Below are 23,510 nucleotides of genomic sequence, written 5' to 3'. Positions count from 1 at the left end.
GCGTGATACAATCATCTGCGATCCTAATATGAGGAATATTGAACTCCATATACAATATTCACTAAAAGACTGGTTGTATTATAGTTTTGGTTAAATTGTACAATACTAGGCGTATGATAGAACAGTGCAGTCGACAAGTTACAAGAGAAATATTAGCGTTTATTCTGCGTCTGCGATTCTACGCAAAATCTTTGGAGCTAGTATATCCAACATTTTACCGTATCCTGCGTACAGTATAAGTGCTTGTGCTGCAACGATAGCAATATTTGCAACTGCTTGCATTGTCGGACTCAAACTGCTTAATTCAATGATCATCTATTGTTTCTCGGTTAGTTATATTGTTTTAATTTGAAATACTATCCTGTTGGCTGAGCGTTCTTACTCCGGTACCAATTAGTCAGCGTTGACTGCGTTTGCAGCCTGTTCTGCCTTGGTACTCCGCCAGACGCCTTGGATATACGCTCCAATGAACATCCCTGCGATTGCGACCAGTATCGGATAGTTTCCGACACCGACACTCGCAAACGCAGCACCTGGACAGATTCCGGACAGCCCCCAGCCAACACCGAAGATAGACCCGCCAATGAGGACGTTCCGATCGAACGATTTCAACCGACGAGTGTAGGTGTCTCCAGTCAGTGGCGCAGTTCGATTCGATCGGGTTGCAACTGCGAAGACAACTCCAGTGACGATCGCGGCACCAAACATGACAAACAGCAGCCCAAAGTCCGTAAACTGGAGGAAATCCAGCACAACCTCTGGCTGCGCCATGTTACTGTAGCCGAGACCGAACCCGAAGAGCAACCCTCCGAAGACGATCACGGGCATGAACATCGGATGTCGATCGCTCATGGTACCACCCCGAATGCCATCACAATCTGCGCTGTTGCGATCGCCGTTATCAAGAACGTCACCACACCGACAAGCGATGTTCGAGAGACGGAGCCAACACCACAGACACCATGGCCCGATGTACATCCCTTCCCGATCCGAGTCCCAATCCCGACAAGAACTCCACCAAGGAATAGCCGCCAGAGTTGGACATCCGTTGTCCAAATCCCATCTTGGAACAACAGCGCCCAGAACGCCGCTCCAACGACCGTACTCAGCGCGAAAACAATACGCCAATCGCGCGACAGCCGATACTTCTGAAACCGTGATTGTCCCGAGACATACGAGAGCGTTGACTCAAGTGTCGTGCTTGCACCAGCAATGATCCCCGTTCCGAGATAGATCACTGCAACGCCAAGCCCAACGAAAAGTCCACCAATCGCGTACTGGCCAATCCCGTTTGGGAACAGCGTCTCAATCACTCCTGTTTGAAGCAGGCCGATCGCTGCTGTTGTCGAAAGCACAATTATTCCTCAGTCAGTGCTCCTTGGCTTGCTGCACAGTTGTTCGGGCCGAGCTCAAGCGTGAATGCTTCCTCATCGTCGACTGATTCTTGTCCGAGGTTTGTTCCAATGATCTCCAAGTAGTTTGCTGGTCGCGGTGGCATATCCGAGAGGATCAGCTCAACAAACGCATCTTCGTCCATTCGAAGCGCTTCCATTGATTCGACGAGCTCACTGAGCGGTGCGGTATACGTACCATCGGCTGCTGGCTTCGCTGCATCGCTGTAGTGTGCACCGCCAATTAGCGTCTCGTCTGGAAGCGAGAGCACTTTGTTCTGGAGTGACTCGTACAGCATTCGAGCCGCTTCCGGTGCACCATCGTCTCCCTCTTCAAGATCCGGTCGGGCAACACTCTCGATGAACAGCCCGTCACCGGTTGCAAGCAATGAATCTCCAATAAGGTATGATGTCATCCCAGTTGTGTGCCCCGGCGTAAACACTGTCTCGATGGAGACGTCCCCAACGGTGAACTCATCACCATCTTCGGTAAGTGTCATCTCATCTGCGTAGGTGACGCCACGATCGACGGCCGCCTTTGAGATGACTCCTTCTACGCCCTCTGCTGTGAGTGCTCGAAGGCCACTGATATGGTCTGCATGGATGTGCGTATCAAATGCGTACGTGAGCTCAACACCCAACTCGGCTGCATCGTCGAGGTAGCGATCGGTGAACGCGCGAAGCGGGTCAACGACTGCGGCTTCCCCGTCATCATATACCATATAGCCGAGACAGCCACTCGATGGGCGCTGATACTGAAGCAGTGTCCCCGGTCCATCGTAGTTTTTCACTTCGACTGCCTCATAGATTCGGGCCCACCCGTTCATTCCCTCGTCAAGACTCTCCGCCTCATACCCCTGCTCTTTGAGTTTTCCGGCGACGTACTTGCTTGCGCCACCCTTTGCGCATAGGACGAGGAGCGATTTGTCCTCTGGAATCGCTTCAAGCGTCTCATTATCGACTTCTTCATCCAAGAAGTTGAAATACGGAACGTTGATTGTCTCAACAGTTGGGCCGTCTATCTTCCACTTTTCATATTCTGACTCCATCCGAACATCAAGTAGTGTAACAGCTTCGCCCGCATCGATCGCAGTTTTGAGATCTTCCGCAGTTACTGATTCAACCGGAACATCTGGTGTTGGAAAGTCCATTTCGTCCATTGTACAATAATGGGTATATTGCACAATAACATAAGTGTTGTGCAGTTACTGCAACACTGTTGTAAATTGTGTATACTTCCGCATCTAGTACTTCGTTATATACGACGACTCCAAGCACACGTACTGACAGAGACTGCTATTTCGGTGGAATTATTCAACACCCTTCCCAATAGTAATGTATGGCTGACCCTCCGCCGTCAGTTGACGATGCAGAGGCAGGGCTGGATACCGCCGTAAACCCTGATCCAGAGGTTGATCTTGGTAAAACGACAGATACGTCCACAGTTACTTCAGAAGGGTCAGAGCTAGAACGAACGATCGGCCTTCCTGGTGGGCTTACAATCGGTATTGGCACGATGATTGGGGCCGGTATTTTTGTCTTCCCTGGGCTTGCGGCGGGGAATGCTGGCCCTGCTGCATCTGCATCGTTTGCGATCGGCGCGGTCGTTGCACTACTGGTTGCACTCCCGACATCTGAGCTTGCGACTGCGATGCCGAAAAGCGGCGGTGGCTACTACTTTATTTCTCGGGGGCTTGGTGCACTGTTTGGAGCGATCGTTGGATTGAGTCTGTGGCTCGGGTTGGTGTTTGCCACTGCGTTTTATCTTGTCGGCTTTGGTGAGTACGCTGTTGCGGTGCTTGTCGAAATTGGTCTCCCAAGGCCACCAACATTTGGACCGGTAAGCACGGTTGCAATCCTCGGTATTGTGTTCGGGGTAGCGCTCACTGCACTCAGTGTCTTCGGGACAGAAAATACAACAAAGCTACAAAACGCGATTGTGAGCCTGTTGCTCGGCATTTTGGTCGTCTTTCTTGGTGCAGGTATTCTTGATGCACTCGGTATTTTTGGGGCTGAATCAACTCCCGAGACGTATGCACCATTTGGTGTTGCCCCCATCTTGTCCACTGCTGCACTCGTCTTTACATCATACCTTGGCTTCGCCCAAATTGCGACTGTAGCGGGTGAAATGAAAGATCCCAGCCGAAATCTTCCACTTGCAATGGTTGGCTCTGTTGTCGTTGTCGGTGCACTTTATGTGATTACGATTTTAGTTGCAACCAGCGCATTCTCAAGTAACGAACTGGGATCATTTGGCGAAACGGCTATTGTTGAAGTTGCCCGATCATATCTTGGGTTTGGTGGTGCGGTTGCAATTTTAATTGCAGGATTGCTCGCCACCGTTTCCTCAGCAAATGCGTCTATTTTGAGTGCCTCACGTGCATTGTATGCCGTTAGCCGTGATCGGCTGGTCCCACAATCCGTGAGCAAGGTAAACCTCAAGTATGGTACCCCACATATCTCGCTTGCACTTGTTGGTGGACCGACCGTCTTTCTTGTTTCAACTGGTCAGACAGAACTGCTCGCAGAGGTTGCATCATTCCTCCACCTGATTATGTATGGATTGATTTGTATTACGCTGATTGCGCTTCGACAACGATCACCCGACTGGTATGACCCATCGTTTCGGGTTCCGGGCTATCCGGTTGTCCCAATCCTCGGAGCAGGTGCAAGTTTCGCAATGATTGCATTCATGCAACCTACGTCACGGATTATCGGACTCTTCGTCATGGTTGCTGCCGCAGGGTGGTACTTCTTTTACGCTCGGGACGTGACATTGAAGGGAGGGCCGCAGAATGAATGATACAGACGTTCGGGTACTTGTCCCCATCGCAGTGCTTGAGGGAGAAACGATCCCAGAGCCAGTCGTCAGAATTCTCTCGCAGATGGATGTAATTTTGCTTGGCTATCACGTACTCCCCGAGCAAACTGCGACAGAACAAGCTCAAGAGCAGTTTCATGAAAAAGTACATAATGAGCTTGCAGACTATGAAGCACTCTTTTCAGAACATGGTGGCAGTGCTCGATCGAGAATCGTTTTCACACACAATAAAAAAGCAACATTTGATCGCATCGCTGTTGAAGAAGAGGTTGATACGATCCTGCTTTTGAACGCAGCTCCCGCCATTAATCGAATCCTCGTTCCTATTAGGGGTGGGGTTAATCTCGATCGTATTACACGGATTGCTGCTGCGATCTCACCATCCGAAGAAGGCGAAATTGTACTGTATCACGCAGCAAGCAGTGACGATGAACGACCTGCTGCTGAGACGCTTTTCGAGGATGCCACGAATGCACTGGTTACTGCTGGCTTTCCTGCAGAAAAGATTTCCACCGAGTTTGCAGTTGTGTCGGATCCGATCACCGGTATCAAAGCCGCAGCAGATGCGGCTGATTTCGTTATTATGGGTGAAAAAGAGCCATCTGTGATTGAACGTATCTTAGGAGAGGCTGCAAACCAGGTGGCAGACTCTTCACTGTCTCCAGTGCTTGTTGTTCGGAAAAACTCAAACTCATCATAACTTTGGACTGTCATACGGTTAACAATGTTTAAATAGATGTATAAATACATTTGATCGTTGGTAGAGATTCCAGTATCTGATACAGTATACTGGGCAGTACATAGTCTGTTGATTCTACCCTATGACGCACACATTAGTGATTAATATGACATCTGTTATTACACTCCAAACAAGCACCGCTCTTGGCGATCTGCTCTCAAATGCGGGGATTCCGTATCCAGAGCCGATCGGCGCAGCATTGACTTTCGTTGTCGTCTTTTTCATCGCATTCTCCGTTGGAAAAGCAGTCGTATTCCCGATCCTCGATCGTGCATTCGATGCAAGAGGGCTGGAAAATCATGCCACCCGACCACTAAAAAAGATTACAAATATTGCCCTCGGATTCGCTGCAATTTCAGTCGCATTTGGATTCGCTGGCTTTGGCAATTTCCTCTCTTCGCTTGCGACGATCGCCGCCGCAGCAACGCTTGCGATCGGGTTTGCACTCCAAGACGTTATCAAAAACTTTGTCGCTGGCGTCTTTATTTTCACCGACAAACCCTTTAAGATCGGTGATTGGGTCGAGTGGGATGGCTACAGCGGTATTGTTGAGGATATTGGATTTCGAGTTACCCGTGTTCGAACGTTCGATAATGAACTGTTGACCGTTCCGAACTCAAAACTTACCGACGGCGTGGTAAAAAACCCGGTTGACGGTGAACGGCTTCGACTCAAATTTGTCTTTGGTATCGATTATGATGATGATATTGACAAAGCAACCGATATCATTGTTGAGGAAGCAAACAAGCATCCAAGTATCCTCGAAGATCCGGGTCCATCGGTCCGTTTGACCGAGCTTGCAGACTCATACGTTGGTCTTCAGTCACGTATTTGGATCGCACAGCCTCGGCGATCGGATTTCGTTAAAACCCGTGCAGAGTATGTTAAAAATGTAAAACAGCGCTTTGATGAAGAGGATATTACGATTCCATTCCCACAGCGCACCCTTTCAGGTGGTCTTGGGACGACCGTACCACCCGAAATTCCAGGTAGCGCAGACTAGTCGCGCTAAAATGGCCCATTTTTGACATTATTGGTTTATATCCGAGTTGTCGGATTCATCCCCGAGGTCAAGCCTCGGGGTGTTCTCCTTGACCGCGGATAAATCTGTTTGAGGTGACACTATATGTCAAACCAACCGATTGAGCGCGAACTTAATACAGAGTTGTTTGGTCAGTCCGTCCAGTTCTACTACGGCGTGAGCGAATGCTGTCCTGTGAAATTATATTACGTCGAGTCACTTGTTTTTTCAGCCTCTCTAACAATCCATTCCGATAGATCGGCCCCTGGAATGAATCCTTCTGCACGCTCTGCGACCGTCTCTCTATCAACAAACAGTACAAATTTTGGCACACTTCGCACTGTGAATCGATCGATCAGTGTGGGATCGCTTCGAGCATTCACAACACCAACTGCCGCGGGTGTCTCTTTTGCAACGTTGCCAATGACTGGCTCCATACTTTCACAAATACCACATCCTGTTGTGTACAGCTCTAAGAGCGCGATGCTGTGACTTTGAATAAATTCGTCGACGGCAGCTTCATCAGCTAATTTGACTGGCTGCTGCCGTTTTGATCCTGTATCAGACATTGTATACACGATACAATATCCCTATTGATAAGAAGGTGAGCAATCAACAAGTTGTATTACTGTTCGACTTGGACGCTCACTTTGTGTGATTCGTCGTATTTATTTTCAAACTCTTGAATTAGTTGGCCCATCTTTGCATACCAGTCGTTCAGCATTCGCTGCATATTTTCGCGGACTTCGCTTGGGTTTGCCGGCTTGAATACGTGATAGTAGCCCCCGTGTTCGTAGTTGATCTGCTCTTTTTCAACAAACCCTGCCTCAAGCAACCGCTGCACTGCACGGTACACTGTCGATCGCTCTCGATCAACGACTTCAGCAAGGTCGTCAATAGTGAGCGGTTCTTCTGCTTCGACGAGTGCAGAGAAACACTGTTTATCTAACGCTTTGAGCCCGTGGAAACACTCAAGAAGACCCTCGCATTCCATGTCACTTTGTAATATGTCGACAACTGATTTGCTCATTTGTTATTATAGATTGGGCATACACTACTAAATATGTTTGTGTATCATGTGCACAACCGTATAAACCAACAGTAATCTGTTCGTATCAGTCTGAGCCGCGTTGGATCAACAGAACGCCGGTTACAATGAGAACACCCCCAGCGACGATTGCTGCGGTTACCGGCTCGCCGAGAAATACTGCACCTAAGAGGACGGTAACTCCTGGCTCAACAGTGCTTATGATACTTGCTCTGCTTGCTCCCAACCGCTGGATTCCAGCAAAGAATGTGAGCACTGGAACTGCGGTTGCAATCGCTGCAATTGCAGCAACTGTCCCCCATCCGAGAGCTGTTTCTGGCAGTGCAAGTGAGTCTGTTGCTGTCCCTACTAAAATAAATGTGACCGCTGCAGCAGGGAGTACGTGTGCTGTCAGCACCTCCGGAGAGGTTGTCCGTAGGACTCGTTGACTCAGCGTAATGTATGCTGCGTACGCAAACGCGCCAACCAATACAACCGCGACACCACGCGGGTCAGCACCAGCCGGGTTTGCCCCCGTAATCAGTGAGACACCGGCAATGGTGAGTCCAAGTGCCAGAAGTAGAATGCGTGTTACCCTCTCCGGCCGTACAAGCAGTGCGAAACAGACAACAAAGGCCGGATACGTATAGAGAACAATTCCAACCATGCCTGCAGTCATGAACTCCAACCCAAGAAAGTACATTCCGCTCATCGAGGCATAGCCAACTGCACCAAGGGCGATCGCGTAGCGCAGCGATCGGCCAGTAAGTAGTGTAAGCCGTTCTCCGTACCATAATACCGCCCATACGATCGCAGACGCAAGCAGGAACCGAAGCGAGAGTACTGTCGGTATCGATATGCCCTCCTCAGCAGCAACAATCCCAAGGACGCCCAGTGTGGCAAAGCCAGCTGCTGAAATGAATACCAATAGCATCCCAACTGACTCGTCGTCCATATGTGTACGGTTACACGCTTCTCAAAAAGCGCGTCGGAATGAATGACATCCTCCTCGGCGTAAACGCCGAGGTTTCCTCTCGCTGTCTGTGGCGGGCCCACAGACACGGAGGCAAGATTCCCTTGCGGTACTCCGGTTTGTGTGCTGTTCGTCAGTCCTGTGAAGGAGTGGTGTACTTGAGTATCTGCTTGAACCACATAGGCCGTGCCATCGACCTGACTCAGCCTTACGGCAGAGTCTCACATCGGGCAGGCTCGCGTTTTTGATAACGGAGGAACGCCAAACCACCTCCAATTTTCCCAAGTGAGCTATCTAAACATAAGGCTTGATTCAAATTAAAACCCCGGTTTGAGAGACACTCGGCGCGATTCACGCCCGGCGTAAACGCCGGGACTCTCTCGCTGTTATAGGTAGCACCCACAATACTGTGTCGACACTTATTTCCAAATGCTTCACGGGTATTGATGTAATGACGTCGGGTATTCGTGCAGAGATCTGCCTGCCGACCGTTTCCACGTGCCCACTTACCGAGCTGACAGTCTCTGGACCACCAATCTACTCACTTACTCGGAGCTACTCGAAAGAAGCGCCTGAGACCGTAACTGTCGAATGTATTCTCGATAATTCGTGCTCACTACCTGATTCTATCGGCTTTACCCAGGTGTTTGATTACGGCACAAAAACGGCCTATCGATTTACAATGCATCGGAGTGACGACTCACCATTTGAGCGGATCGAACAGCATGGTGTTCCAGTTGCCGAGACAATCATTCGTGACGGGAAACTATTTTTGACATTTCATGCAACTGATCTCCCAGTGCTACGATCGATCCTTGACTCACTTAGAGAAGTTTACACTGACTTACAGGTTCAACGACTCTTACAATCGTCAGCCGATGCCAGTGAATCTGATCTTATCCAAGTCGATCGAAGTCAGTTAACAGAACGGCAACGTGAAGTACTCAATACGGCATATGAGATGGGATACTTTACCCACCCGAAAGGTGCGAACGCTGGTGAGGTCGCAGCTTCACTCGGAATTGATCAATCCACGTTTACTGAACACCTTGCAGCGGCACAGCGGAAAATTCTCGGTTCGATCGTTGACTCTTCATAAGCCGACTGCCGATTTGTGAGTTGGTGGCCGTATTCTTTGGGTGTGGGAATCACCCAGCCTTTACATGGGGAATACGTGCGTAGCTACTCATATGCCTCCTACACAAACACATTCGTTCGCCTGCCCACATTGTCGGCGAACGATCGAACTTGATGACGCCATGAAGGCGACACTCGTGCAAACTGGGTGTGTTGTGTGTGGGTGCCCAGTTACAGAGGCGGCTTTCACCCCACTTACACACCCAAATACAAACTAATCGTTGGCTGCCACCCATACTCGTAACCGCCGGCAACCTCGTGGGTTTTATTATTTCCCACTGAGTCTTGCTGTATATGAGCGATCACCGCGAGACGGATATGTCGGCTTCGGATATTGATGACTTTCTCAGCCGGCATGAGACTGGCGTCTTATCATTAGCTCGCGACGACAGTCCATATGCGATTCCAATCTCTTATGGCTATGATTCCACAAATCAGGTGCTGTTTATGCGGCTGGTATCAACACCTGAAAGCGAAAAACGTGCGTTTCTTTCCTCAACCCCGGATGCAAGAGTAGTGGTTTATGAAGAAGGTGATGAAACCTACGCAAGCGTTGTTGCAAACGGTTTGTTAGAACGTATCGAGCTGAGCGAACTCACGCCAGAGACGATCGAACAGTATGGTGAGACGCGGCGACCACTCTTTGAAATCTGGGCACAAGGGAAAGCCGATCTAGATATTGAACTGTACAAACTGGTTCCAGAGACGCTGAGCGGCCGAACGGTGACGATAGATCGAGACAGCGCCTAATTAACACTCGCTTTCGCTCGTATTTGACGCAAAATCCGCTGTTGATGCCGTGCTCGTACAAACTGGACAGCCCGTTTTGAGGATCGTTTCCCGCATCTGGTCGTTTACCTCGATCGTTTGCTGACAATCCGGGCAGACGAAGACGAAATGTTTCATCACGGCGATTTGTACTCCTTGCAACTCTTTTCAGCGTCGAGGCACAAAAACACCACTTCTTTGATTGCAATCTACATCTCAGATACAGTCTACAGTTACCATTTAACTATTTGGTTTCCCAACAGTCAATATAACTGAGGCATAGCCTGATGAACTCAACACCGTATCTTACAGTTTCGGCCGCTGGCACTGCGCTCGCGTTGCTCACCGCTTTTGTACTTGCCGCAGTTAGCAGCCAGCTACTCACCGTTGTTGGCGTCTTTATTACACTACTAATGGCTGCAGGAATCGGCTTTGTTGTCATGCATCGCTACTACAGCCTGTTTTCGTCCGATCATCCTACAGATACGCTCCCCTATGGTACCGTTGTTGGTGCGGCAATCGGTGTACTGTTCACTGGCGCTGCCACCGTAGTTCTATCCAGTAGCAGCATTCTCGTGACTGATCTCTCATCAGTGGCCATTATCGGCTGGAGTATCCTATTTGCTGGAGCGCTCTTTGCTGCGGCATTCAGTGTCGACCGAACACATAGTCGGATGACTCCCGCTGATTCAACACCGGATCCATCTATGATGAAACCCGGAGATATTGAACAGTTTCTCCGATCGGATATCTCACAAGACGAGCTTGATACGCTCTGGGAGACCGTTACTGCTGACAACGAGGAAAACAGTGAAACAGACTCCCAATCCCACCGTGGCGGGTCGTACTCATCAAAACAGACGCCGCCCACACATATCAACTCTAACCGAACACGATGGCGTGATCGCTCACCAAACACTATGACTTCACACACACCACCGTCGACGGACCGGTCGACTCAGCCCAATACGGGTCGGAATCGAGAGCAGACCTTTGCATGGACGCATGAGACCGCTGTCACAATGGAGATGGTTGGTGGATTCTCTGAGATCATCGCAAAACTCGACAGAGACATTATCACTCCGCTTACTGGCGATCGCGATCGAACTGAAATATTTTCCATCCCGCTTCCAAACCTCCTGCTGTATGGGCCACCTGGCACTGGCAAGACACACCTTGCGCGTGCGCTCTCAAACGAGCTTTCGTACCCCACGGCTCGTCTTAGTGGGGCTGATATCACGAGCGAATGGATGAACAAAAGCCCACAACTAATCAAACAGCTGTTTTCGGAAGCCCGATCGATCGCCGAGACAAATGGTGGTGCTATCATCTTTGTTGACGAACTTGACAGCGTTCTCCCCGCTCGCGACGGTCGAATGCACGAAGAGAACCGGAAAGTCGTCAATGAACTGCTCTCACAACTGAGTGAAACCACCGATACGAATGTGTTGTTTATCGGTGCCACAAATCGATTTGAAGATTTAGATTCGGCTGCGATCCGCAACGGTCGTATTGATCTAAAACTGGAGATTGGTACGCCGAATGAGTCCGGTCGTATTGAAATTCTCAGTACACTGCTTGCCGACCGACCAAGCGATCTTACGCAGATGGAACTGGAAACGATTGCAACTGAAACTGCGGGTGCCGTTGCTGCAGATATTGAGGCGCTCGTCATCGATGCCGCTCGCATCGCGGCATATGAAACAGAAAGTGATGAGATCACGTTTGCACACTTCGATCGTGCACTTTCAGAGCGGTCAAACGAGTTACTGTGACACCGTGAAACGCTACTTGTCAGCTGTTGGTGGCCATGTCCCGTCAAACTCCTCGTGTTGGAACGGTATTGCATCCTCACCAGCATAGCTCGCAACAATATGACCATCGCCTTCGAGATGATATTTGTACGTTGTCAGCCCTTCAAGGCCGACTGGTCCCCGTGCGTGAATCTTTCCGGTGCTAATTCCAACCTCAGCACCAAGTCCAAACCGGTAGCCGTCGCTGAATCGTGTTGAGGCGTTATGGAAGACGCTTGCGGAGTCAAGATTCCGCATGAACTGTTCTGCCCGATCGGAATCCTCCGTTATAATGGACTCCGTATGTTTTGAGCTGTAGGTTGTGATATGATCGATCGCATCTACAAGCGAATCTATAACTCTGACTGAAATGATCCGATCGCCATACTCAGTTGCCCAATCCTTCTCAGTTGCATCCTCAACCTCCACATACGATTGTGTCTTTTCATCACCGCGAACCTCAACACCGGCCTCCTCATATCGTGATACAATATCGGGCAGGTATGCGTCCGCAACTGACTCATGCACTAACAGCGTTTCAACCGCATTACAGACTGCGGGATACTGCACTTTTGCATCAAATGCAACATCCGATGCCATCTGTAGGTCCGCTTTTTTGTCTACAAAGACGTGACATACACCCTCTGTGTGGCCAAGAACCGGGATGCTTGTATTGTCTTGAATATACTGCACAAACTCGGAGCTTCCACGTGGCATGAGCAGATCGATCTTTTCATCCATCGCTAAGAGCGCTGTAACCTCTTCTCGTGCCTCGATGTGTTGTGCCCACCCGGCCGGTATATCCGACGTTGCTTCGATAATAAGCCGATACAGCACTCTATTCGAATGTTTTGCCTCGCTTCCGCCTTTCAAGATCACGCTGTTGCCTGATTTGAGGCTGAGCGCTGCGATCTGGACTAGCGCGTCAGGCCGTGACTCAAACACCGTCCCCACAACACCGATCGGGACTGCCACCTTGTAGAGGTCTAATCCGTGATCAAGGTGTCGTGCAGTTAGCGTCTTCTCAAGTGGGTCCTCCTGTTGTGCAACGCTGCGAACCATCTCGGAGATACTCTCAAGCTTTGATTCGGAGAGTTTGAGCCGATCGACCAACGCTTGGCTGTACTCTCCTTTCGCAAGCAACTCTTCTCCGTGGCGCACGTCTTTTTTGTTCTCTTTAAGTATCGCTTCGTGGTGTGAATCGATCGCATCGGCGATCGCATGCAGTGCCTCGTTTCGTTGTGCTTCTGAGAGCGTTGCAAGTTTCAACGCTGCTCGCTGTGCATCTTCAACACCTTGTTCGATTGAATCTGTGTTGTTACTCATCTGTCTCACCGTTTATTGGAAGGAAAATTGTTCCTACTGGTTCACCAGCGGCGACCTTCTGTAATACGTTTTCTTCAGTTGATTGTGCAATAATTGCAGGGATGCCGTGTTCGCTGACCCCACGAGCACCCTGTACTTTCGTTCGGATGCCACCGAACGAGCCTGATGACGTTGCCTCGACAATTGACTGAACGGTTGCATAATTATTAGACACTGCTTCAATCCGCTCCGCGTTTGGATCGTCTTTTGGATTACCAGTATAGACGCCACCAACGTCAGTTAATGTTACGAGCAAGTCTGCATCAAGGCCGATCGCAACGGACGAGGAGAGCATATCGTTGTCACCAATCTGTATCTCCTGAATCGTTACCGCATCATTCTCGTTGATGATTGGAATAATATCCCACTCAAGCAGCGTTTCGATCGTATTCCGAAAGTTCGTAAACCGTTCTGGATTCTCTAAATCATGCTGTGTGAGGAGAATCTGTGCGATCTTTCGGTCGTAGCGCTCAAAACTTTCTGTATATCGCCGCATCAGATAGCTTTGCCCAACCGTTGAGAGCGCTTGTGACTCTTCGATGGTCTCTCCGTTGAACCCAATTCTACCTTTTCCTGCACCAACTGCACCGGACGACACAAAAATCACATCTTTTCCTGCGTTGTGAAGGTCTGTGATATCGTCGACGAGCTTGTCGAGTTTTGCATCATCGAGATTTGACTGTTCGTCGGTCAGCGAGTTCGTTCCCGCTTTGACGACAACACGTTCTCCATTGGCAGCTTGCATTCGTGCTGCTGCAATAGTGTCAATACCTTTGTTACTGCTCATTTGTTCACTCACTGGCAAGCTCTTTTGATCGGCGTTCTGCTGCTCTGACTGCTTCAATAACTGCTTCATCTGCAGTGCTGTCCCACAATACATTCATTCCCTCGATCGTGGTTCCCTTTGGCGAACAGACTGCATCAATTAATTCATCAATCGACCGGTCCGACCGCAGGACGGTCTCTGCCGCACCCTTGAATGTCTGGGCTGCGAGTACCTCTGCATCATCTGGAGAGAGTCCACCTTCGATTCCCGCATCTCTCATTGCACCCAATAGATAGAACACAAATGCGGGGCCGCTCCCGTTGACTGCGGTTGCGATATCCATCTGCGCCTCATCGATCTCGACATACTCTCCAACGATATCAAGTATCGATCGGATCTCATCTGTTACGGTCGATTTTGTCACTGCTGCAGCCATATTCTGCGTGTCTGCTGCAAGGTTTGGCATGGCTCGGACAACCGTTGCATCCGTGTGTTGTTCGACGCGATCGGTTGCAACGCCTGCTGCAATCGTGAGCAAGGTCTGCTCTGGATCAAGATGTAGGTCCGAAACGATCGGTTCAACGAGATCTGGCTTCACTGCAATGATGACTATATCTGCTTCCGCTGCAACTTTGAGATCGTCTGTCGTGCGATCGCAAAACGGCGCTGCATTCTCACGGGCAGTAGGGTCCAAATCGCAGGCTATGAGCGTGTATTTACCGGACTGTGAAAGGCCTCGCAGTAAAGATCCACCCATATTCCCGCATCCGATAATACTCACGGTGGTCATTGTAACATATATCAGTTGATTTTAGAACATACAGTTTTGGTTTCGAACAATCACTGTCACGCTCTGACGAACTCTGATAGAATAATATAAACACCATACTTCGGCTACTAAAAATTTAAATAAGAGAATTTTATTATTACTAACTCCTATAGACAAATAATAAAAACACATGGTAGAATAGGCAGAATATTCTACTTAATAATGAATCTCTACTACTGTGACTGAATTGTTAATATTTATAGCATGCTGACAAAACACGGATATTTGTTTGTAAAATAGTACCGCAAAAATTAAGTTGTGAAAATAGCCTGATACACTCAGTTGTCTTTTTGAAGATCGTCAATTAGCAGACAAATATCCGAGACTGCTGCCTCGACCAACGCTTTTCCCTTCTGTTTCGTTGCAACGGTTGGATCGCCAATATTCCCTGCTGGTGTGAGCGCTTCCATATCTTTGGCCGTGAGCGACCATCCTACCTTGTTCTCTCCAAGCGCGTCGTAATCAGTCAATGAGAGCGACTCAGCAGGTGGCTCTACATTCGTTGCTCGATCCATATGGACGAACTCTGGGAACAGCTCCAACATAATACTTGTCTCGAACTCCGATGCATGGAACGAGACCTCTCCTGTCCGAATCTCTTCGGCAACATCCGCGAACAGATTTACCAGTGGAACGTGGAACGCTTGGATATCACACTTTGTTCGGAGTTCTCGAACGACAATTTCCAGCTCTGGATCCTGCGCTAAATAGTGGCCATTTAGTAGCAGTACATTCTCAATTCCCCACTCTGCAGCCGACGCACAGATCTCAAAGACATACTGTTGAAACGTGTCTGTTGAGACGGTGAACGTTCCTGGCTTGAACGTATGGTGTGGGCTCACACCGTACCAGATTGGCGGCGCAAGAAGCGCTGGCACTTGGTCTGCAACCCGCTCGCCGATCGCCTCCGGCATATATACATCTACCCCAAGCGGCATATGATGGCCGTGTTGTTCTGTGCTTCCAACTGGTACTAATAGCGTCTGTGTCTGTTTCAGGGCGGTGTCGATCTCCTGCCACGTCATTTCGGAAACTCTGAATGTATCACCTGATACTGCAGTCATAGTTAGTGATAATCTGCTGCAGGCAAAATAAAATCGATACGGCTGATTCCCCGTACCCTATCTGTTATGCACGAACTTCGAACAACCGCGATATCATTTTTTAAACAGTATCTCTATCTGTAGCTATGATTCAGCAAGAAATTCAACAACTTCCACCAAGCGCAAAACTTGTACTTAAAATTCTTGAATGGAACGGTGAACAGACACAAAAAAGTCTTGCAGAAGAATCGCTGCTTGCCCCTCGGACTGTTCGAAGTGCGTTAGATGAGTTGTCCTCGCTTGGTATTATTGAAGAGGATATTTTCATCCCCGACGCTCGAAAACGAGTGTACTCGCTCAGTCAAGGCTATAACGACCTTATTGAGCCAACATCACGATCACGTACGTAGATAGTGCTTACATTCACCGCTGCCGATCGTGTTATGAGGAACTCGATTTTGCGTTTGTGGTTACGTCTTTACTAATCCAGAGTAACGATCCGATCAACAGTGCGATCGCAACTGGGAGAAGCCACTGAAACACAGCCATAAGCCCTGCAGTTGCTTGGACACCGATGACAAGCAAGATCGCTGGACCACAACAGACGGTCCCAGAAAGTAGTGCTGGAATCCCCGCAAAAAGCCCTCCGGCAGAGGTTTTCCGCTCTGCGAGCCCACATGCACGCGGTTGTCTCCACGAAACGACGGCGATCGCAAAATTTAGCCCCACAAGTACTGCGAGTACCACACCGATCGCTGCGGTCACTGGTGCAAAGAGGTATTCGATCATATACAGTTCGATGAGTGCAATTGGTTCATACTGATATGGTCCTGTCGACTCAAACGCTCTTTGGAGTGGCTGATCGACAACGCTGATCGATACCGATCCAACAGTGAACGCTCTTCCGAGGTTTGCGATTGCAATTTCATACACGACAAAGTATCCAACGACAGTCAACAGAAACACAGCTGCACCATCACGTCGTATGAGTGCACCACGGGTTGCGATCGTAACATTCCGTATGAGTTTTCGAATCATATCAGTTCACATACTCGGTATCGGGGTAGTAGCCGTGCCATGCAAAATGCATTGCATCAAACCCGATCTCTCGATCGAGCGGCAATGCATCCGGTGTTGCATCTTCACCATCCACGCGATACGCTTCGCCATGTGAATCCATTGTGACCGCTGTCCCGTCCGGTGTTTCATAGATGTAGCCAGTCTCGAACCGCCCATCTGCGACCGCAGTGTAGGTCGTTCCATCTATCTCACCGGTAAGGATACCTTCAGAGAGGAGTCGCTCTTTGTTGAACGCGATCGCACCATCGGCTGTTCGCGTTCCAATAACAACCTCTTTTGGGTGTTCATTTCCTTCTGCCAACGGCTCAAACATGAGATTATCATTGGTATAGTAGCCTCGTGGTGGAAGATACGACCCGTATGGATCGTTCCCATATCGTCGCTGATATCCGGTATCCTCCGTGAGTATCTTAGTATCCGGATGCGCTGTTCGCCACTTGTCCCATGTTGTCCAAATGAGTTGCTTCTCTGCGAGTTGTTCTCCTTCAAGCGGTCCCTCAATTGCTTGTGCGGTAATCTGCGGCCATAGGCTTCCTGTGCCACGATCGTACATCAGCAAATTACTATTTATTAGCCGTCCGGAGACACCAAACGTTGTTTCTCCGCGATCGAATGCCTGTGCGGTTCCAGTCAGTGGACAGTAGGTAATGGCAATCGGATCCCCGCCGATCGTATCGTTTGCGATCTCATGCCACACCAAAATAAGCTGCGGATACGCTTTCGCTTCTCCATTGTGTACAATTCCAAATACGGGTGCTTCTCCCGATCGACGTGAATCCTCAGCGCCGTGAAATTGTGGCTCATCAATCGCAGGGATTCCATCAACACCCGGGCCACCACTTTGTGCTGCTGCACGGAGATCGTTCAGTGAGTGCGGGAGGTGACGTACCTGCGCTGCTGTTGGTGGTGCGGGGCCGTCCGGATTTTGCTCAATACCACCAATATTGAGATACTTAGGATCAGTATCACTGCCAGCCCCTTGCTGCCCATCAGAGCGTACTCCAAGACAGCCCGCAGTTGCTGCGAGACCGATCGCCGCGAGCACCGATCGTCGACTCTGTCTTCGAGTATTATCCATACAGAGAGTACGAGCGTCGCTTATAAGATGGTGTAGCGGTTGTGCGTCCTCGATACACAGATTTCAGAACAAACCGTGTACTGTGTTTTGACCATCTTTTTTGACACTGCCATATCTTCTGTAGGAGCCCTCTGTTGGCTATGGCTTTGATTGGGTTCCGTCAGGGGGGCTCGGGTCGTAGCTCGGGCCTACCAAGAATCGAAGCGCTCCGGGGTGGCTATCCACGGTCAATTTTGTCGCATCGATCATTTCGCCATCGAGACTGAACTGGACTGGCAGTCCATCGACTTGGATGGTTAGATGTTCTGACTTTATCCGCGTAAGATGGCTTCCCCCGCGACGAAGCAGTGTGTCGGCCGCACCTTTTGAAAAGTAGTCTATGGCCGGTACGTCTTCGACAATGACGACGTTTACGAGCCCATCTTCCATGTTTGCCTGTCGCATTCGCTCACCCGGGAAGCGTCGGCCGTTCCCGATAAGAACCATCAGTGCGCTCCCGGTCCACACTGGATCGGCATCAGGGCCAACCGAGATTCGGAGTTCGAGCCCTTCGAAACTCCGCATTGTCGACAGTGTCGTTAGGACGTACGCTAACACACCAAGCCGACGTTTGAGATCTCGAGAGGTTCGGCTGCTCGACTCGGCTGTCAAGCCGCCAACACAGGAGTTAAGAAATGGCTGGCTGTTTGCGATTCCGAGATCTAAGTGCCGCTCCTCTCCTGACTCTATTACCTCGAACGCGTGTTTGATTCCACGGATTCCGATATTATCCGCGAAATCATTTCCTGTCCCGGCCGGAATCACGCCAAGCGAGACTGCATCGAGTTGCTCGGATTTGATCACTCCTTGGACCGTCTTATTTAAGGTGCCATCTCCGCCACAAGCAACGACCCTTTCGGCTCGCGTGGCGGCTTCGGCCGCAAGGGCGATCGTCTCTGTTCCGCTGCTGGTATCGAGGACATCGTAGCCACGGTTGCGTGCAATCTTAGCAGCCTGTTGTGTTCGCTTTCCATCACCACTTCGTGGGTTTCGGATCACGACCGTCGATGGGTCGGTCACTACACCAACGTGGGTTCCTCACCGCGATGAATGTATTGCATTCCGGCAGATTTCTGACTGGTGTCCCCCATTTATTTATGAATTGTCGATTAAGACTATTTGTGTTTGACTGCGATTTGCATACGCATAGTCGGTTTTTTCATTTCGATCCGTCGACCGGTGCAGCCTACGATCCGATTGGGACTCGACTCGCGCTCGCAATTGGAAAGCGCCGAGGATTGGACGGGATCGCAGTCACCAACCATGACTACTTTCGCCCTGAAACCCTGGTCAGCCCTACTTGTATCCCCGGCATAGAGATATCGACAACGAAAGGCCATCTACTCGTCGTTGGTCCTGACCCACCAATGCAAACTGAGCGCGGGTCACTCTCACCGAACGCGGCCGTTGATCTTGCCCACGAGCATGGCTGTGCGGCGATCATTGCTCATCCGTTTCGGAATAGTCTGCTCCGAGAGAGTAATGCCCCTTTCGATGCTGTCGAAATCAACGGCAAACACCCCGAGTACCGTCGACGCATCGAAGCCCTTGCGGAGGATCGTGGCCTCCCAATCGTTGGTGGGAGCGATGCGCACTTTCCATTTGAGGTTGGACGTGTATCGACGCGTCTGGATATCGATCGATTCACTCCTAAGGCCGTAGTTGACGCAATACAGGCAGGGAACGTCGAGCCGGTATTTCGGGATGGGCCGATTCTGCGTGGGATTGGTTCGATATACACGGCGATCCACTATACAAAAAGACGGCTCAAATCCAAGTAATCAACTGTGTTAACTCAGCCCTGAACTGTGATCGTATAATTCTGTATTCTCAGACTAATGGGTTCTGATCTACACGCGAGAATATAACTGACATCGTTCGCTTGTAGGGCGGCTGTGACCGATGCGTAACCTAGTCGGTTAGCTCAGTACCAGCGCATACTTATTATTTCCAATTTAGAGACCATACTTATGAAGTTTCATTTCAGAACTGCCACTCGTGTGTTTTTCCGAACGCTCCCTTTTGTACTGCTCCGCATGGGAGTCGGTGCTGCACTTGGACTTGCAACGATCGTCTACTTTGGTCTCACTGCTGGTGTTGGCTACTATCTATTGAATGCAGGAACCATTTCAAGCGGTATCGCGATTGTTGGCTTGCTTGTTGCAATTGTGCTATTTATTGGGTTATGGCGGCTGCTTGTTCGGTACGTACTGTACGTAATCAAGGCAGGCCATATCGCAGTGATTGCACATATCATCGATACTGGTGAGTCACCACCGAACCAACTTCGATTTGGAACTGGGCAAGTTAAATCACGATTTACCGAAACGAGTGCATTGTTTGCGCTCGATCAACTCGTCAAGTCTGTTATTCGACAATTCAATAATCGTGTTGTCTCCGTCTCGAGAATGCTCTCATTTTCTTCAGCACTCCGAAGTCTCACACAAATACTGGGTCGGACCGTTGCTATTGCAGCCTCATACATCGATGAAGCAGTGTTAGCGTATATGTTTACGAAAGATGAGTCAAACCCATGGCGCGCAGCACGAGACGGTGTCGTACTATACGGAAAGAATTGGAAGCCGGTACTTGGTTCCACGCTTGTTATCGTTTTAGCACTGTATGTACTGACGTTTGCACTGCTTTTGGCACTGTCCCCACTTGCAATCGTTATCGGGAACATCTCACCAACTGTTGAGGCGATCGGCTGGGTGTTTGTTGCTGGAATTGCTCTCACTCTCTACACTGGTATGCTGAAACCATGGATCAAAACGGTCGTCATTACGACATTTCTCATTGAATCTGCGAATGATACGCCAGATATGGACACGTTGCGGGCGATCGAGTCACGATCGAAAAAATTCTCAGAGCTCACCCGTCGAGCAGAGATGGAAGATACCAATTCTACAACTACTGATCAACAGACTGATATTGCAGATTCCAATGTCACAACTGAATCGACCTGAGCCAACATCGGGTAGTAAATAAATATATTGCCACTAATCGTCCCTACTCGTGGTACTGATTACTTCTTTGAACCGCGGAGAGAATGTTAAATAGTTTAATATAATATCCGTACTGGGTATCTATATGATATATCAAGAGCTGGATGTTCCTCCTTCAGCACAAAAAGCGCTTGATACGCTGTCGCTGCTCTCAGGAAAGTGGCACCCCGTCGTGCTTGTCGTGTTAGCACATGGAGAAAAATCTGGTTTTAATGATCTACTGTCTGCAATACCAGACATCTCCGGAAAAGTGCTCTCTGATACCCTTGAAGCGCTTCAAGACGCTGGCCTCGTTGATCGGACCGTTATCAGTCAGTCTCCGCTCCGAGTACAGTATGAGCTTACACCTGCAGGTAACGAGCTCAACGCAGCATTAGAATCGTTTGCACAGTGGGGTACTGAGCATCTTGACGCGGTTACAGCGACGATTCTTGTTGTCGAATCCGATCGGCGACTCACTCACATGTATCAACGCTGGCTTGACGATCGATATACGGTCCTTCGTGCACATGATTGGATACAACTTACCGAAGCGATCGACCAGATGCCGGATGTCGTGTTCTTTTCGAGTCAGGTCCCGGGTGTCGATCCTGCTGTTGTTCCAGCGATCACTGAAACACCATGCCGAACTGTGTTGTTGACAGAGAGCCAACCGGGATTTGAAACGCTTAGCATTGACTCCGATGAACTACTGCGGAAACCGCTTACTCGCTCAACAGTGCTCGCTGCAATCGATCGACAGCTCTCCCGTAATGAAGAATCAGAAAATGAGCGGGTGCTATCCGGATTGCAGCAGAAACAACAACTGTTTGAACAGTGTTACAGCTCTGACACACTGCAACAACAGACTGAGTATCAGTCATTTCTCGATCGTATCAGTCAATTAACGGACTCAATGACGTAGCTCGCTTACCAGAAAGTAAGTTATTTACTTTGTTTGGACTCAGTTTTGTTATTTATATCTACTTACAGAAATTGTATGTGAATTAGTATGTCAGCAGAAATCCAGCAGCAGACCGCGGAACAAGAAACCACAGAAAGTAGCACTGGTCTCGACTCAAACGTTGCAGGTGCTCTTGCGTATCTTCTGGGTCCATTGACTGGAATCATTTTCTATGTAATCGAAGAAGACGATCGGTTTGTGAAGTTCCACGCGGCACAGAGTATTGTATTCCTTGGTGGGCTGGTTATTTTATCAATTGTGCTCTCAACACTGTTGACTGTGCTCACGCTTGTCCCCGTTATCGGGTGGATCATCAGTGCCGTGATTGGACTTATCGGCTTACTATTTGCACCGATTATGCTGGTTGTCTGGGCGTTTCTTATGTACAAAGCATACCAAGGTGCCGAATACTCTATTCCCGTTGTTGGGGCATTTGCCCGATCGCGGATGGTGGAATAGCTCCGACGCAGCTGCCATGTTGTCTCGTTGCCATAGATGATATATGTAAAACAGAATAGCTTTCTATACTACTTGAGGATTACACCCATACTCCAGACCGATGATGCAAGACTCACCTGTTGACGTCCTCCTTGTCGAAGATAACCCGAATGACGCGCAGTTAGTTAAATGGACGCTCACTGACCAACTGAGCAGCTCAGGGACTCAAAACAGCCAGGTGATAGCTATTGGCGAGATCACACATGTCTCGTCGCTTCGTGATGCACTCAGTTCGGTTGTGTCTGTCGAACCAGATATTATCCTTCTTGACCTTGATCTCCCAGATAGTCGTGGTATTGAGACGGTTGAGCGAGTCTCTGAACATGTTGATCAGATACCGATTGTTGTTCTCACTGGACACCCAGAATCCGAATTGGGTGTTGAAGCTATTCAGCGCGGTGCACAGGATTTCATCTGTAAAGAAACACTGAATAATAGTGTCTTGGTACGGACACTCCGCTATGCTGTCGAACGGGCTCGTATCAAACATGAGTTATCCGACGCGACTCGCCGGTTGACACTCGTACATCAGTTGGTCCGCAAGGATATCCGTACCGAAGTGAACCTGATTATTGGCGAGGCTGATGTACTGCGTACCACAATCGACTCACACGCTGATGCTGTCGATCGCATTCTCAACGCAGGATACAACATTGCTGAAAAAACAGATACGGCTGTCAAGCTGACTGATACAATTGTATCTGATACAATTGCGTATCAGCCGTTTGTACTGAACCAACAGCTCTCTACTGCAGTGGCAACTGTTCAATCAAAATCTGACGCGACGATCGAGTGCTCATATGAATGTTCGAGCACACAATCTCGAGCGAAGTCTGCCGACAAAAGCGTTGATGAGGTCATTTCAATCGCGGGGAGCCCAATGGTCTCATCTGCGCTCACCCATCTTCTAGAGAATGCGGTAGAGCGGTCGACCGTACCGACAGACCCAATTGTCGTTACTGTTACTGCAGATTCGGATGTTGCGACAGTAGAGATCGCGAACACTGGTGATCAACTGCCAATCGCACATGAAAAAATACTACGGAATCCGCACCACCAACGCGATCAAACCGCAACTGTTGGACTGCAGTTTGCAGCGGTTGTGCTTGTAGACCTTGGCTGTAGGGTCACTGTTGCAAAGAACCAACCGAGTGGGTCCGTTATTTCGATCGAGTTCGATCGCACGTAATAGAG

General features: G+C 49.4%; 28 protein-coding genes. 13 read left to right on the top strand and 15 right to left on the bottom strand.

Going from position 1 to position 23,510, the window contains the following annotated elements; translation table 11 throughout:
- Positions 1-159 precede the first annotated feature (159 nt).
- The 4 genes from AArcSt2_RS16860 to AArcSt2_RS13870 all read right to left on the bottom strand — a co-directional run bounded on the left by AArcSt2_RS16860 (position 160) and on the right by AArcSt2_RS13870 (position 2,551).
- Positions 160-315 carry a DUF7512 family protein gene (locus AArcSt2_RS16860; RefSeq protein WP_425493668.1) on the bottom strand — a complete coding sequence of 52 codons (156 nt, stop codon included), beginning with the start codon at positions 313-315 and terminating at the stop codon, positions 160-162.
- A gap of 78 nt (positions 316-393) precedes the next feature.
- On the bottom strand, positions 394-852 hold the full coding sequence (locus tag AArcSt2_RS13880; RefSeq protein WP_174655074.1) for a DUF6691 family protein: 459 nt from the start codon (positions 850-852) through the stop codon (positions 394-396).
- A complete protein-coding gene (locus tag AArcSt2_RS13875; protein WP_425493667.1) occupies positions 849-1,355 on the bottom strand; it encodes a YeeE/YedE family protein in 507 nt (168 codons plus the stop codon). The genes AArcSt2_RS13880 and AArcSt2_RS13875 overlap by 4 nt, the downstream gene beginning before the upstream one ends.
- Positions 1,356-1,357: 2 nt before the next feature.
- Complete coding sequence (locus AArcSt2_RS13870) at positions 1,358-2,551, bottom strand: MBL fold metallo-hydrolase (protein ID WP_174655075.1); 1,194 nt, start codon at positions 2,549-2,551, stop codon at positions 1,358-1,360.
- 179 nt (positions 2,552-2,730) lie between these two features.
- Between AArcSt2_RS13870 and AArcSt2_RS13865 the strand changes: the two genes are divergently transcribed.
- The 3 genes from AArcSt2_RS13865 to AArcSt2_RS13855 all read left to right on the top strand — a co-directional run bounded on the left by AArcSt2_RS13865 (position 2,731) and on the right by AArcSt2_RS13855 (position 5,954).
- Entirely contained in the window at positions 2,731-4,194 is a 1,464-nt protein-coding gene (locus AArcSt2_RS13865; RefSeq protein WP_250585452.1) for an APC family permease, read from the top strand.
- Positions 4,187-4,912, top strand: coding sequence for a universal stress protein (locus AArcSt2_RS13860; protein WP_174655077.1), 726 nt, complete (start codon positions 4,187-4,189; stop codon positions 4,910-4,912). The genes AArcSt2_RS13865 and AArcSt2_RS13860 overlap by 8 nt, the downstream gene beginning before the upstream one ends.
- A 145-nt stretch (positions 4,913-5,057) precedes the next feature.
- On the top strand, positions 5,058-5,954 hold the full coding sequence (locus AArcSt2_RS13855; protein ID WP_250585450.1) for a mechanosensitive ion channel family protein: 897 nt from the start codon (positions 5,058-5,060) through the stop codon (positions 5,952-5,954).
- Between the two features lie 224 nt (positions 5,955-6,178).
- Here the strand turns inward: AArcSt2_RS13855 and AArcSt2_RS13850 are convergent, their stop codons facing one another.
- The 3 genes from AArcSt2_RS13850 to AArcSt2_RS13840 all read right to left on the bottom strand — a co-directional run bounded on the left by AArcSt2_RS13850 (position 6,179) and on the right by AArcSt2_RS13840 (position 7,954).
- The gene (locus AArcSt2_RS13850; RefSeq protein ID WP_174655078.1) at positions 6,179-6,541 is read right to left on the bottom strand and encodes a thioredoxin family protein; all 363 of its coding nucleotides are present in this window, start codon (positions 6,539-6,541) and stop codon (positions 6,179-6,181) included.
- A gap of 56 nt (positions 6,542-6,597) precedes the next feature.
- Positions 6,598-7,002 carry a helix-turn-helix domain-containing protein gene (locus AArcSt2_RS13845; RefSeq protein WP_174655079.1) on the bottom strand — a complete coding sequence of 135 codons (405 nt, stop codon included), beginning with the start codon at positions 7,000-7,002 and terminating at the stop codon, positions 6,598-6,600.
- 85 nt (positions 7,003-7,087) lie between these two features.
- Positions 7,088-7,954 carry a DMT family transporter gene (locus AArcSt2_RS13840; RefSeq protein ID WP_174655080.1) on the bottom strand — a complete coding sequence of 289 codons (867 nt, stop codon included), beginning with the start codon at positions 7,952-7,954 and terminating at the stop codon, positions 7,088-7,090.
- Between the two features lie 469 nt (positions 7,955-8,423).
- Between AArcSt2_RS13840 and AArcSt2_RS13835 the strand changes: the two genes are divergently transcribed.
- The 3 genes from AArcSt2_RS13835 (at position 8,424) to AArcSt2_RS13830 (ending at position 9,859) form a co-directional block, all read left to right on the top strand.
- Complete coding sequence (locus AArcSt2_RS13835) at positions 8,424-9,071, top strand: helix-turn-helix domain-containing protein (protein WP_174655081.1); 648 nt, start codon at positions 8,424-8,426, stop codon at positions 9,069-9,071.
- Positions 9,072-9,135: 64 nt separating this feature from the next.
- Entirely contained in the window at positions 9,136-9,327 is a 192-nt protein-coding gene (locus tag AArcSt2_RS16855; RefSeq protein WP_425493666.1) for a DUF7560 family zinc ribbon protein, read from the top strand.
- Positions 9,328-9,403: 76 nt separating this feature from the next.
- Positions 9,404-9,859 carry a pyridoxamine 5'-phosphate oxidase family protein gene (locus tag AArcSt2_RS13830; protein ID WP_250585448.1) on the top strand — a complete coding sequence of 152 codons (456 nt, stop codon included), beginning with the start codon at positions 9,404-9,406 and terminating at the stop codon, positions 9,857-9,859.
- Here the strand turns inward: AArcSt2_RS13830 and AArcSt2_RS13825 are convergent, their stop codons facing one another.
- On the bottom strand, positions 9,860-10,015 hold the full coding sequence (locus AArcSt2_RS13825) for a DUF7560 family zinc ribbon protein (protein WP_250585576.1): 156 nt from the start codon (positions 10,013-10,015) through the stop codon (positions 9,860-9,862).
- Positions 10,016-10,164: 149 nt separating this feature from the next.
- On the opposite strand from AArcSt2_RS13825, the gene AArcSt2_RS13820 reads away from it, so the two are divergent.
- Positions 10,165-11,652: an ATP-binding protein gene (locus AArcSt2_RS13820; RefSeq protein WP_250585446.1), complete on the top strand. Its 1,488-nt coding sequence runs from the start codon at positions 10,165-10,167 to the stop codon at positions 11,650-11,652.
- A gap of 12 nt (positions 11,653-11,664) precedes the next feature.
- Here AArcSt2_RS13820 and AArcSt2_RS13815 read toward each other — a convergent pair whose 3' ends face one another.
- From AArcSt2_RS13815 to AArcSt2_RS13800, 4 genes are all read right to left on the bottom strand, one after another.
- Entirely contained in the window at positions 11,665-12,996 is a 1,332-nt protein-coding gene (locus AArcSt2_RS13815; protein ID WP_250585444.1) for a glutamate-5-semialdehyde dehydrogenase, read from the bottom strand.
- Entirely contained in the window at positions 12,989-13,822 is an 834-nt protein-coding gene (gene proB, locus AArcSt2_RS13810) for a glutamate 5-kinase (protein ID WP_250585442.1), read from the bottom strand. Before proB ends, AArcSt2_RS13815 begins: the two co-directional genes overlap by 8 nt.
- A 4-nt stretch (positions 13,823-13,826) precedes the next feature.
- Entirely contained in the window at positions 13,827-14,591 is a 765-nt protein-coding gene (gene proC / locus AArcSt2_RS13805; RefSeq protein WP_174655086.1) for a pyrroline-5-carboxylate reductase, read from the bottom strand.
- Positions 14,592-14,908: 317 nt separating this feature from the next.
- Complete coding sequence (locus AArcSt2_RS13800; protein ID WP_250585438.1) at positions 14,909-15,694, bottom strand: creatininase family protein; 786 nt, start codon at positions 15,692-15,694, stop codon at positions 14,909-14,911.
- A gap of 125 nt (positions 15,695-15,819) precedes the next feature.
- On the opposite strand from AArcSt2_RS13800, the gene AArcSt2_RS13795 reads away from it, so the two are divergent.
- Entirely contained in the window at positions 15,820-16,083 is a 264-nt protein-coding gene (locus AArcSt2_RS13795) for a winged helix-turn-helix transcriptional regulator (RefSeq protein ID WP_250585435.1), read from the top strand.
- A 31-nt stretch (positions 16,084-16,114) separates the two neighbouring features.
- On the opposite strand, the gene AArcSt2_RS13790 is transcribed toward AArcSt2_RS13795, so the two are convergent.
- The 3 genes from AArcSt2_RS13790 to AArcSt2_RS13780 form a co-directional block, all read right to left on the bottom strand.
- Entirely contained in the window at positions 16,115-16,711 is a 597-nt protein-coding gene (locus AArcSt2_RS13790) for a hypothetical protein (protein WP_250585433.1), read from the bottom strand.
- A 1-nt stretch (position 16,712) separates the two neighbouring features.
- On the bottom strand, positions 16,713-17,831 hold the full coding sequence (locus tag AArcSt2_RS13785; protein WP_250585431.1) for a DUF3179 domain-containing protein: 1,119 nt from the start codon (positions 17,829-17,831) through the stop codon (positions 16,713-16,715).
- Between the two features lie 138 nt (positions 17,832-17,969).
- Positions 17,970-18,890, bottom strand: coding sequence for a diacylglycerol/lipid kinase family protein (locus AArcSt2_RS13780; RefSeq protein WP_250585429.1), 921 nt, complete (start codon positions 18,888-18,890; stop codon positions 17,970-17,972).
- Between the two features lie 101 nt (positions 18,891-18,991).
- On the opposite strand from AArcSt2_RS13780, the gene AArcSt2_RS13775 reads away from it, so the two are divergent.
- The 5 genes from AArcSt2_RS13775 (at position 18,992) to AArcSt2_RS13755 (ending at position 23,505) form a co-directional block, all read left to right on the top strand.
- Positions 18,992-19,651, top strand: coding sequence for a PHP domain-containing protein (locus AArcSt2_RS13775; protein ID WP_250585427.1), 660 nt, complete (start codon positions 18,992-18,994; stop codon positions 19,649-19,651).
- A 189-nt stretch (positions 19,652-19,840) separates the two neighbouring features.
- The gene (locus AArcSt2_RS13770) at positions 19,841-20,836 is read left to right on the top strand and encodes a hypothetical protein (protein WP_250585425.1); all 996 of its coding nucleotides are present in this window, start codon (positions 19,841-19,843) and stop codon (positions 20,834-20,836) included.
- A gap of 124 nt (positions 20,837-20,960) precedes the next feature.
- Positions 20,961-21,779 carry a winged helix-turn-helix transcriptional regulator gene (locus tag AArcSt2_RS13765; protein WP_250585423.1) on the top strand — a complete coding sequence of 273 codons (819 nt, stop codon included), beginning with the start codon at positions 20,961-20,963 and terminating at the stop codon, positions 21,777-21,779.
- A gap of 87 nt (positions 21,780-21,866) precedes the next feature.
- Positions 21,867-22,277 carry a DUF4870 domain-containing protein gene (locus AArcSt2_RS13760; RefSeq protein WP_250585421.1) on the top strand — a complete coding sequence of 137 codons (411 nt, stop codon included), beginning with the start codon at positions 21,867-21,869 and terminating at the stop codon, positions 22,275-22,277.
- Positions 22,278-22,377: 100 nt separating this feature from the next.
- The gene (locus AArcSt2_RS13755; protein WP_250585419.1) at positions 22,378-23,505 is read left to right on the top strand and encodes a response regulator; all 1,128 of its coding nucleotides are present in this window, start codon (positions 22,378-22,380) and stop codon (positions 23,503-23,505) included.
- Positions 23,506-23,510: the final 5 nt, after the last annotated feature.

This window comes from Natronocalculus amylovorans (assembly GCF_023638035.1).
Taxonomy (GTDB): domain Archaea; phylum Halobacteriota; class Halobacteria; order Halobacteriales; family Haloferacaceae; genus Natronocalculus; species Natronocalculus amylovorans.
Note: the sequence above shows the minus strand (reverse complement) of the source record. Positions and strands in the feature narration are given on the sequence as shown.

What these genes read in the sequence shown, in the direction of transcription:
- AArcSt2_RS13815 (WP_250585444.1), bottom strand. Translation starts at nt 12,996, where the DNA reads ATGAGTAACAACACAGATTCAATCGAACAAGGTGTTGAAGATGCACAG.
- AArcSt2_RS13790 (WP_250585433.1), bottom strand. Translation starts at nt 16,711, where the DNA reads ATGATTCGAAAACTCATACGGAATGTTACGATCGCAACCCGTGGTGCA.
- AArcSt2_RS13840 (WP_174655080.1), bottom strand. Translation starts at nt 7,954, where the DNA reads ATGGACGACGAGTCAGTTGGGATGCTATTGGTATTCATTTCAGCAGCT.
- AArcSt2_RS13845 (WP_174655079.1), bottom strand. Translation starts at nt 7,002, where the DNA reads ATGAGCAAATCAGTTGTCGACATATTACAAAGTGACATGGAATGCGAG.
- AArcSt2_RS16855 (WP_425493666.1), top strand. Translation starts at nt 9,136, where the DNA reads ATGGGGAATACGTGCGTAGCTACTCATATGCCTCCTACACAAACACAT.
- AArcSt2_RS13755 (WP_250585419.1), top strand. Translation starts at nt 22,378, where the DNA reads ATGATGCAAGACTCACCTGTTGACGTCCTCCTTGTCGAAGATAACCCG.
- proB (WP_250585442.1), bottom strand. Translation starts at nt 13,822, where the DNA reads ATGAGCAGTAACAAAGGTATTGACACTATTGCAGCAGCACGAATGCAA.
- AArcSt2_RS13830 (WP_250585448.1), top strand. Translation starts at nt 9,404, where the DNA reads ATGAGCGATCACCGCGAGACGGATATGTCGGCTTCGGATATTGATGAC.
- AArcSt2_RS13760 (WP_250585421.1), top strand. Translation starts at nt 21,867, where the DNA reads ATGTCAGCAGAAATCCAGCAGCAGACCGCGGAACAAGAAACCACAGAA.
- AArcSt2_RS13850 (WP_174655078.1), bottom strand. Translation starts at nt 6,541, where the DNA reads ATGTCTGATACAGGATCAAAACGGCAGCAGCCAGTCAAATTAGCTGAT.
- AArcSt2_RS13770 (WP_250585425.1), top strand. Translation starts at nt 19,841, where the DNA reads ATGAAGTTTCATTTCAGAACTGCCACTCGTGTGTTTTTCCGAACGCTC.
- AArcSt2_RS13855 (WP_250585450.1), top strand. Translation starts at nt 5,058, where the DNA reads ATGACATCTGTTATTACACTCCAAACAAGCACCGCTCTTGGCGATCTG.
- AArcSt2_RS13835 (WP_174655081.1), top strand. Translation starts at nt 8,424, where the DNA reads ATGACGTCGGGTATTCGTGCAGAGATCTGCCTGCCGACCGTTTCCACG.
- AArcSt2_RS13870 (WP_174655075.1), bottom strand. Translation starts at nt 2,551, where the DNA reads ATGGACGAAATGGACTTTCCAACACCAGATGTTCCGGTTGAATCAGTA.
- proC (WP_174655086.1), bottom strand. Translation starts at nt 14,591, where the DNA reads ATGACCACCGTGAGTATTATCGGATGCGGGAATATGGGTGGATCTTTA.
- AArcSt2_RS13800 (WP_250585438.1), bottom strand. Translation starts at nt 15,694, where the DNA reads ATGACTGCAGTATCAGGTGATACATTCAGAGTTTCCGAAATGACGTGG.
- AArcSt2_RS13765 (WP_250585423.1), top strand. Translation starts at nt 20,961, where the DNA reads ATGATATATCAAGAGCTGGATGTTCCTCCTTCAGCACAAAAAGCGCTT.
- AArcSt2_RS13825 (WP_250585576.1), bottom strand. Translation starts at nt 10,015, where the DNA reads ATGAAACATTTCGTCTTCGTCTGCCCGGATTGTCAGCAAACGATCGAG.
- AArcSt2_RS13860 (WP_174655077.1), top strand. Translation starts at nt 4,187, where the DNA reads ATGAATGATACAGACGTTCGGGTACTTGTCCCCATCGCAGTGCTTGAG.
- AArcSt2_RS13795 (WP_250585435.1), top strand. Translation starts at nt 15,820, where the DNA reads ATGATTCAGCAAGAAATTCAACAACTTCCACCAAGCGCAAAACTTGTA.
- AArcSt2_RS13785 (WP_250585431.1), bottom strand. Translation starts at nt 17,831, where the DNA reads ATGGATAATACTCGAAGACAGAGTCGACGATCGGTGCTCGCGGCGATC.
- AArcSt2_RS13820 (WP_250585446.1), top strand. Translation starts at nt 10,165, where the DNA reads ATGAACTCAACACCGTATCTTACAGTTTCGGCCGCTGGCACTGCGCTC.
- AArcSt2_RS13865 (WP_250585452.1), top strand. Translation starts at nt 2,731, where the DNA reads ATGGCTGACCCTCCGCCGTCAGTTGACGATGCAGAGGCAGGGCTGGAT.
- AArcSt2_RS13880 (WP_174655074.1), bottom strand. Translation starts at nt 852, where the DNA reads ATGAGCGATCGACATCCGATGTTCATGCCCGTGATCGTCTTCGGAGGG.
- AArcSt2_RS16860 (WP_425493668.1), bottom strand. Translation starts at nt 315, where the DNA reads ATGATCATTGAATTAAGCAGTTTGAGTCCGACAATGCAAGCAGTTGCA.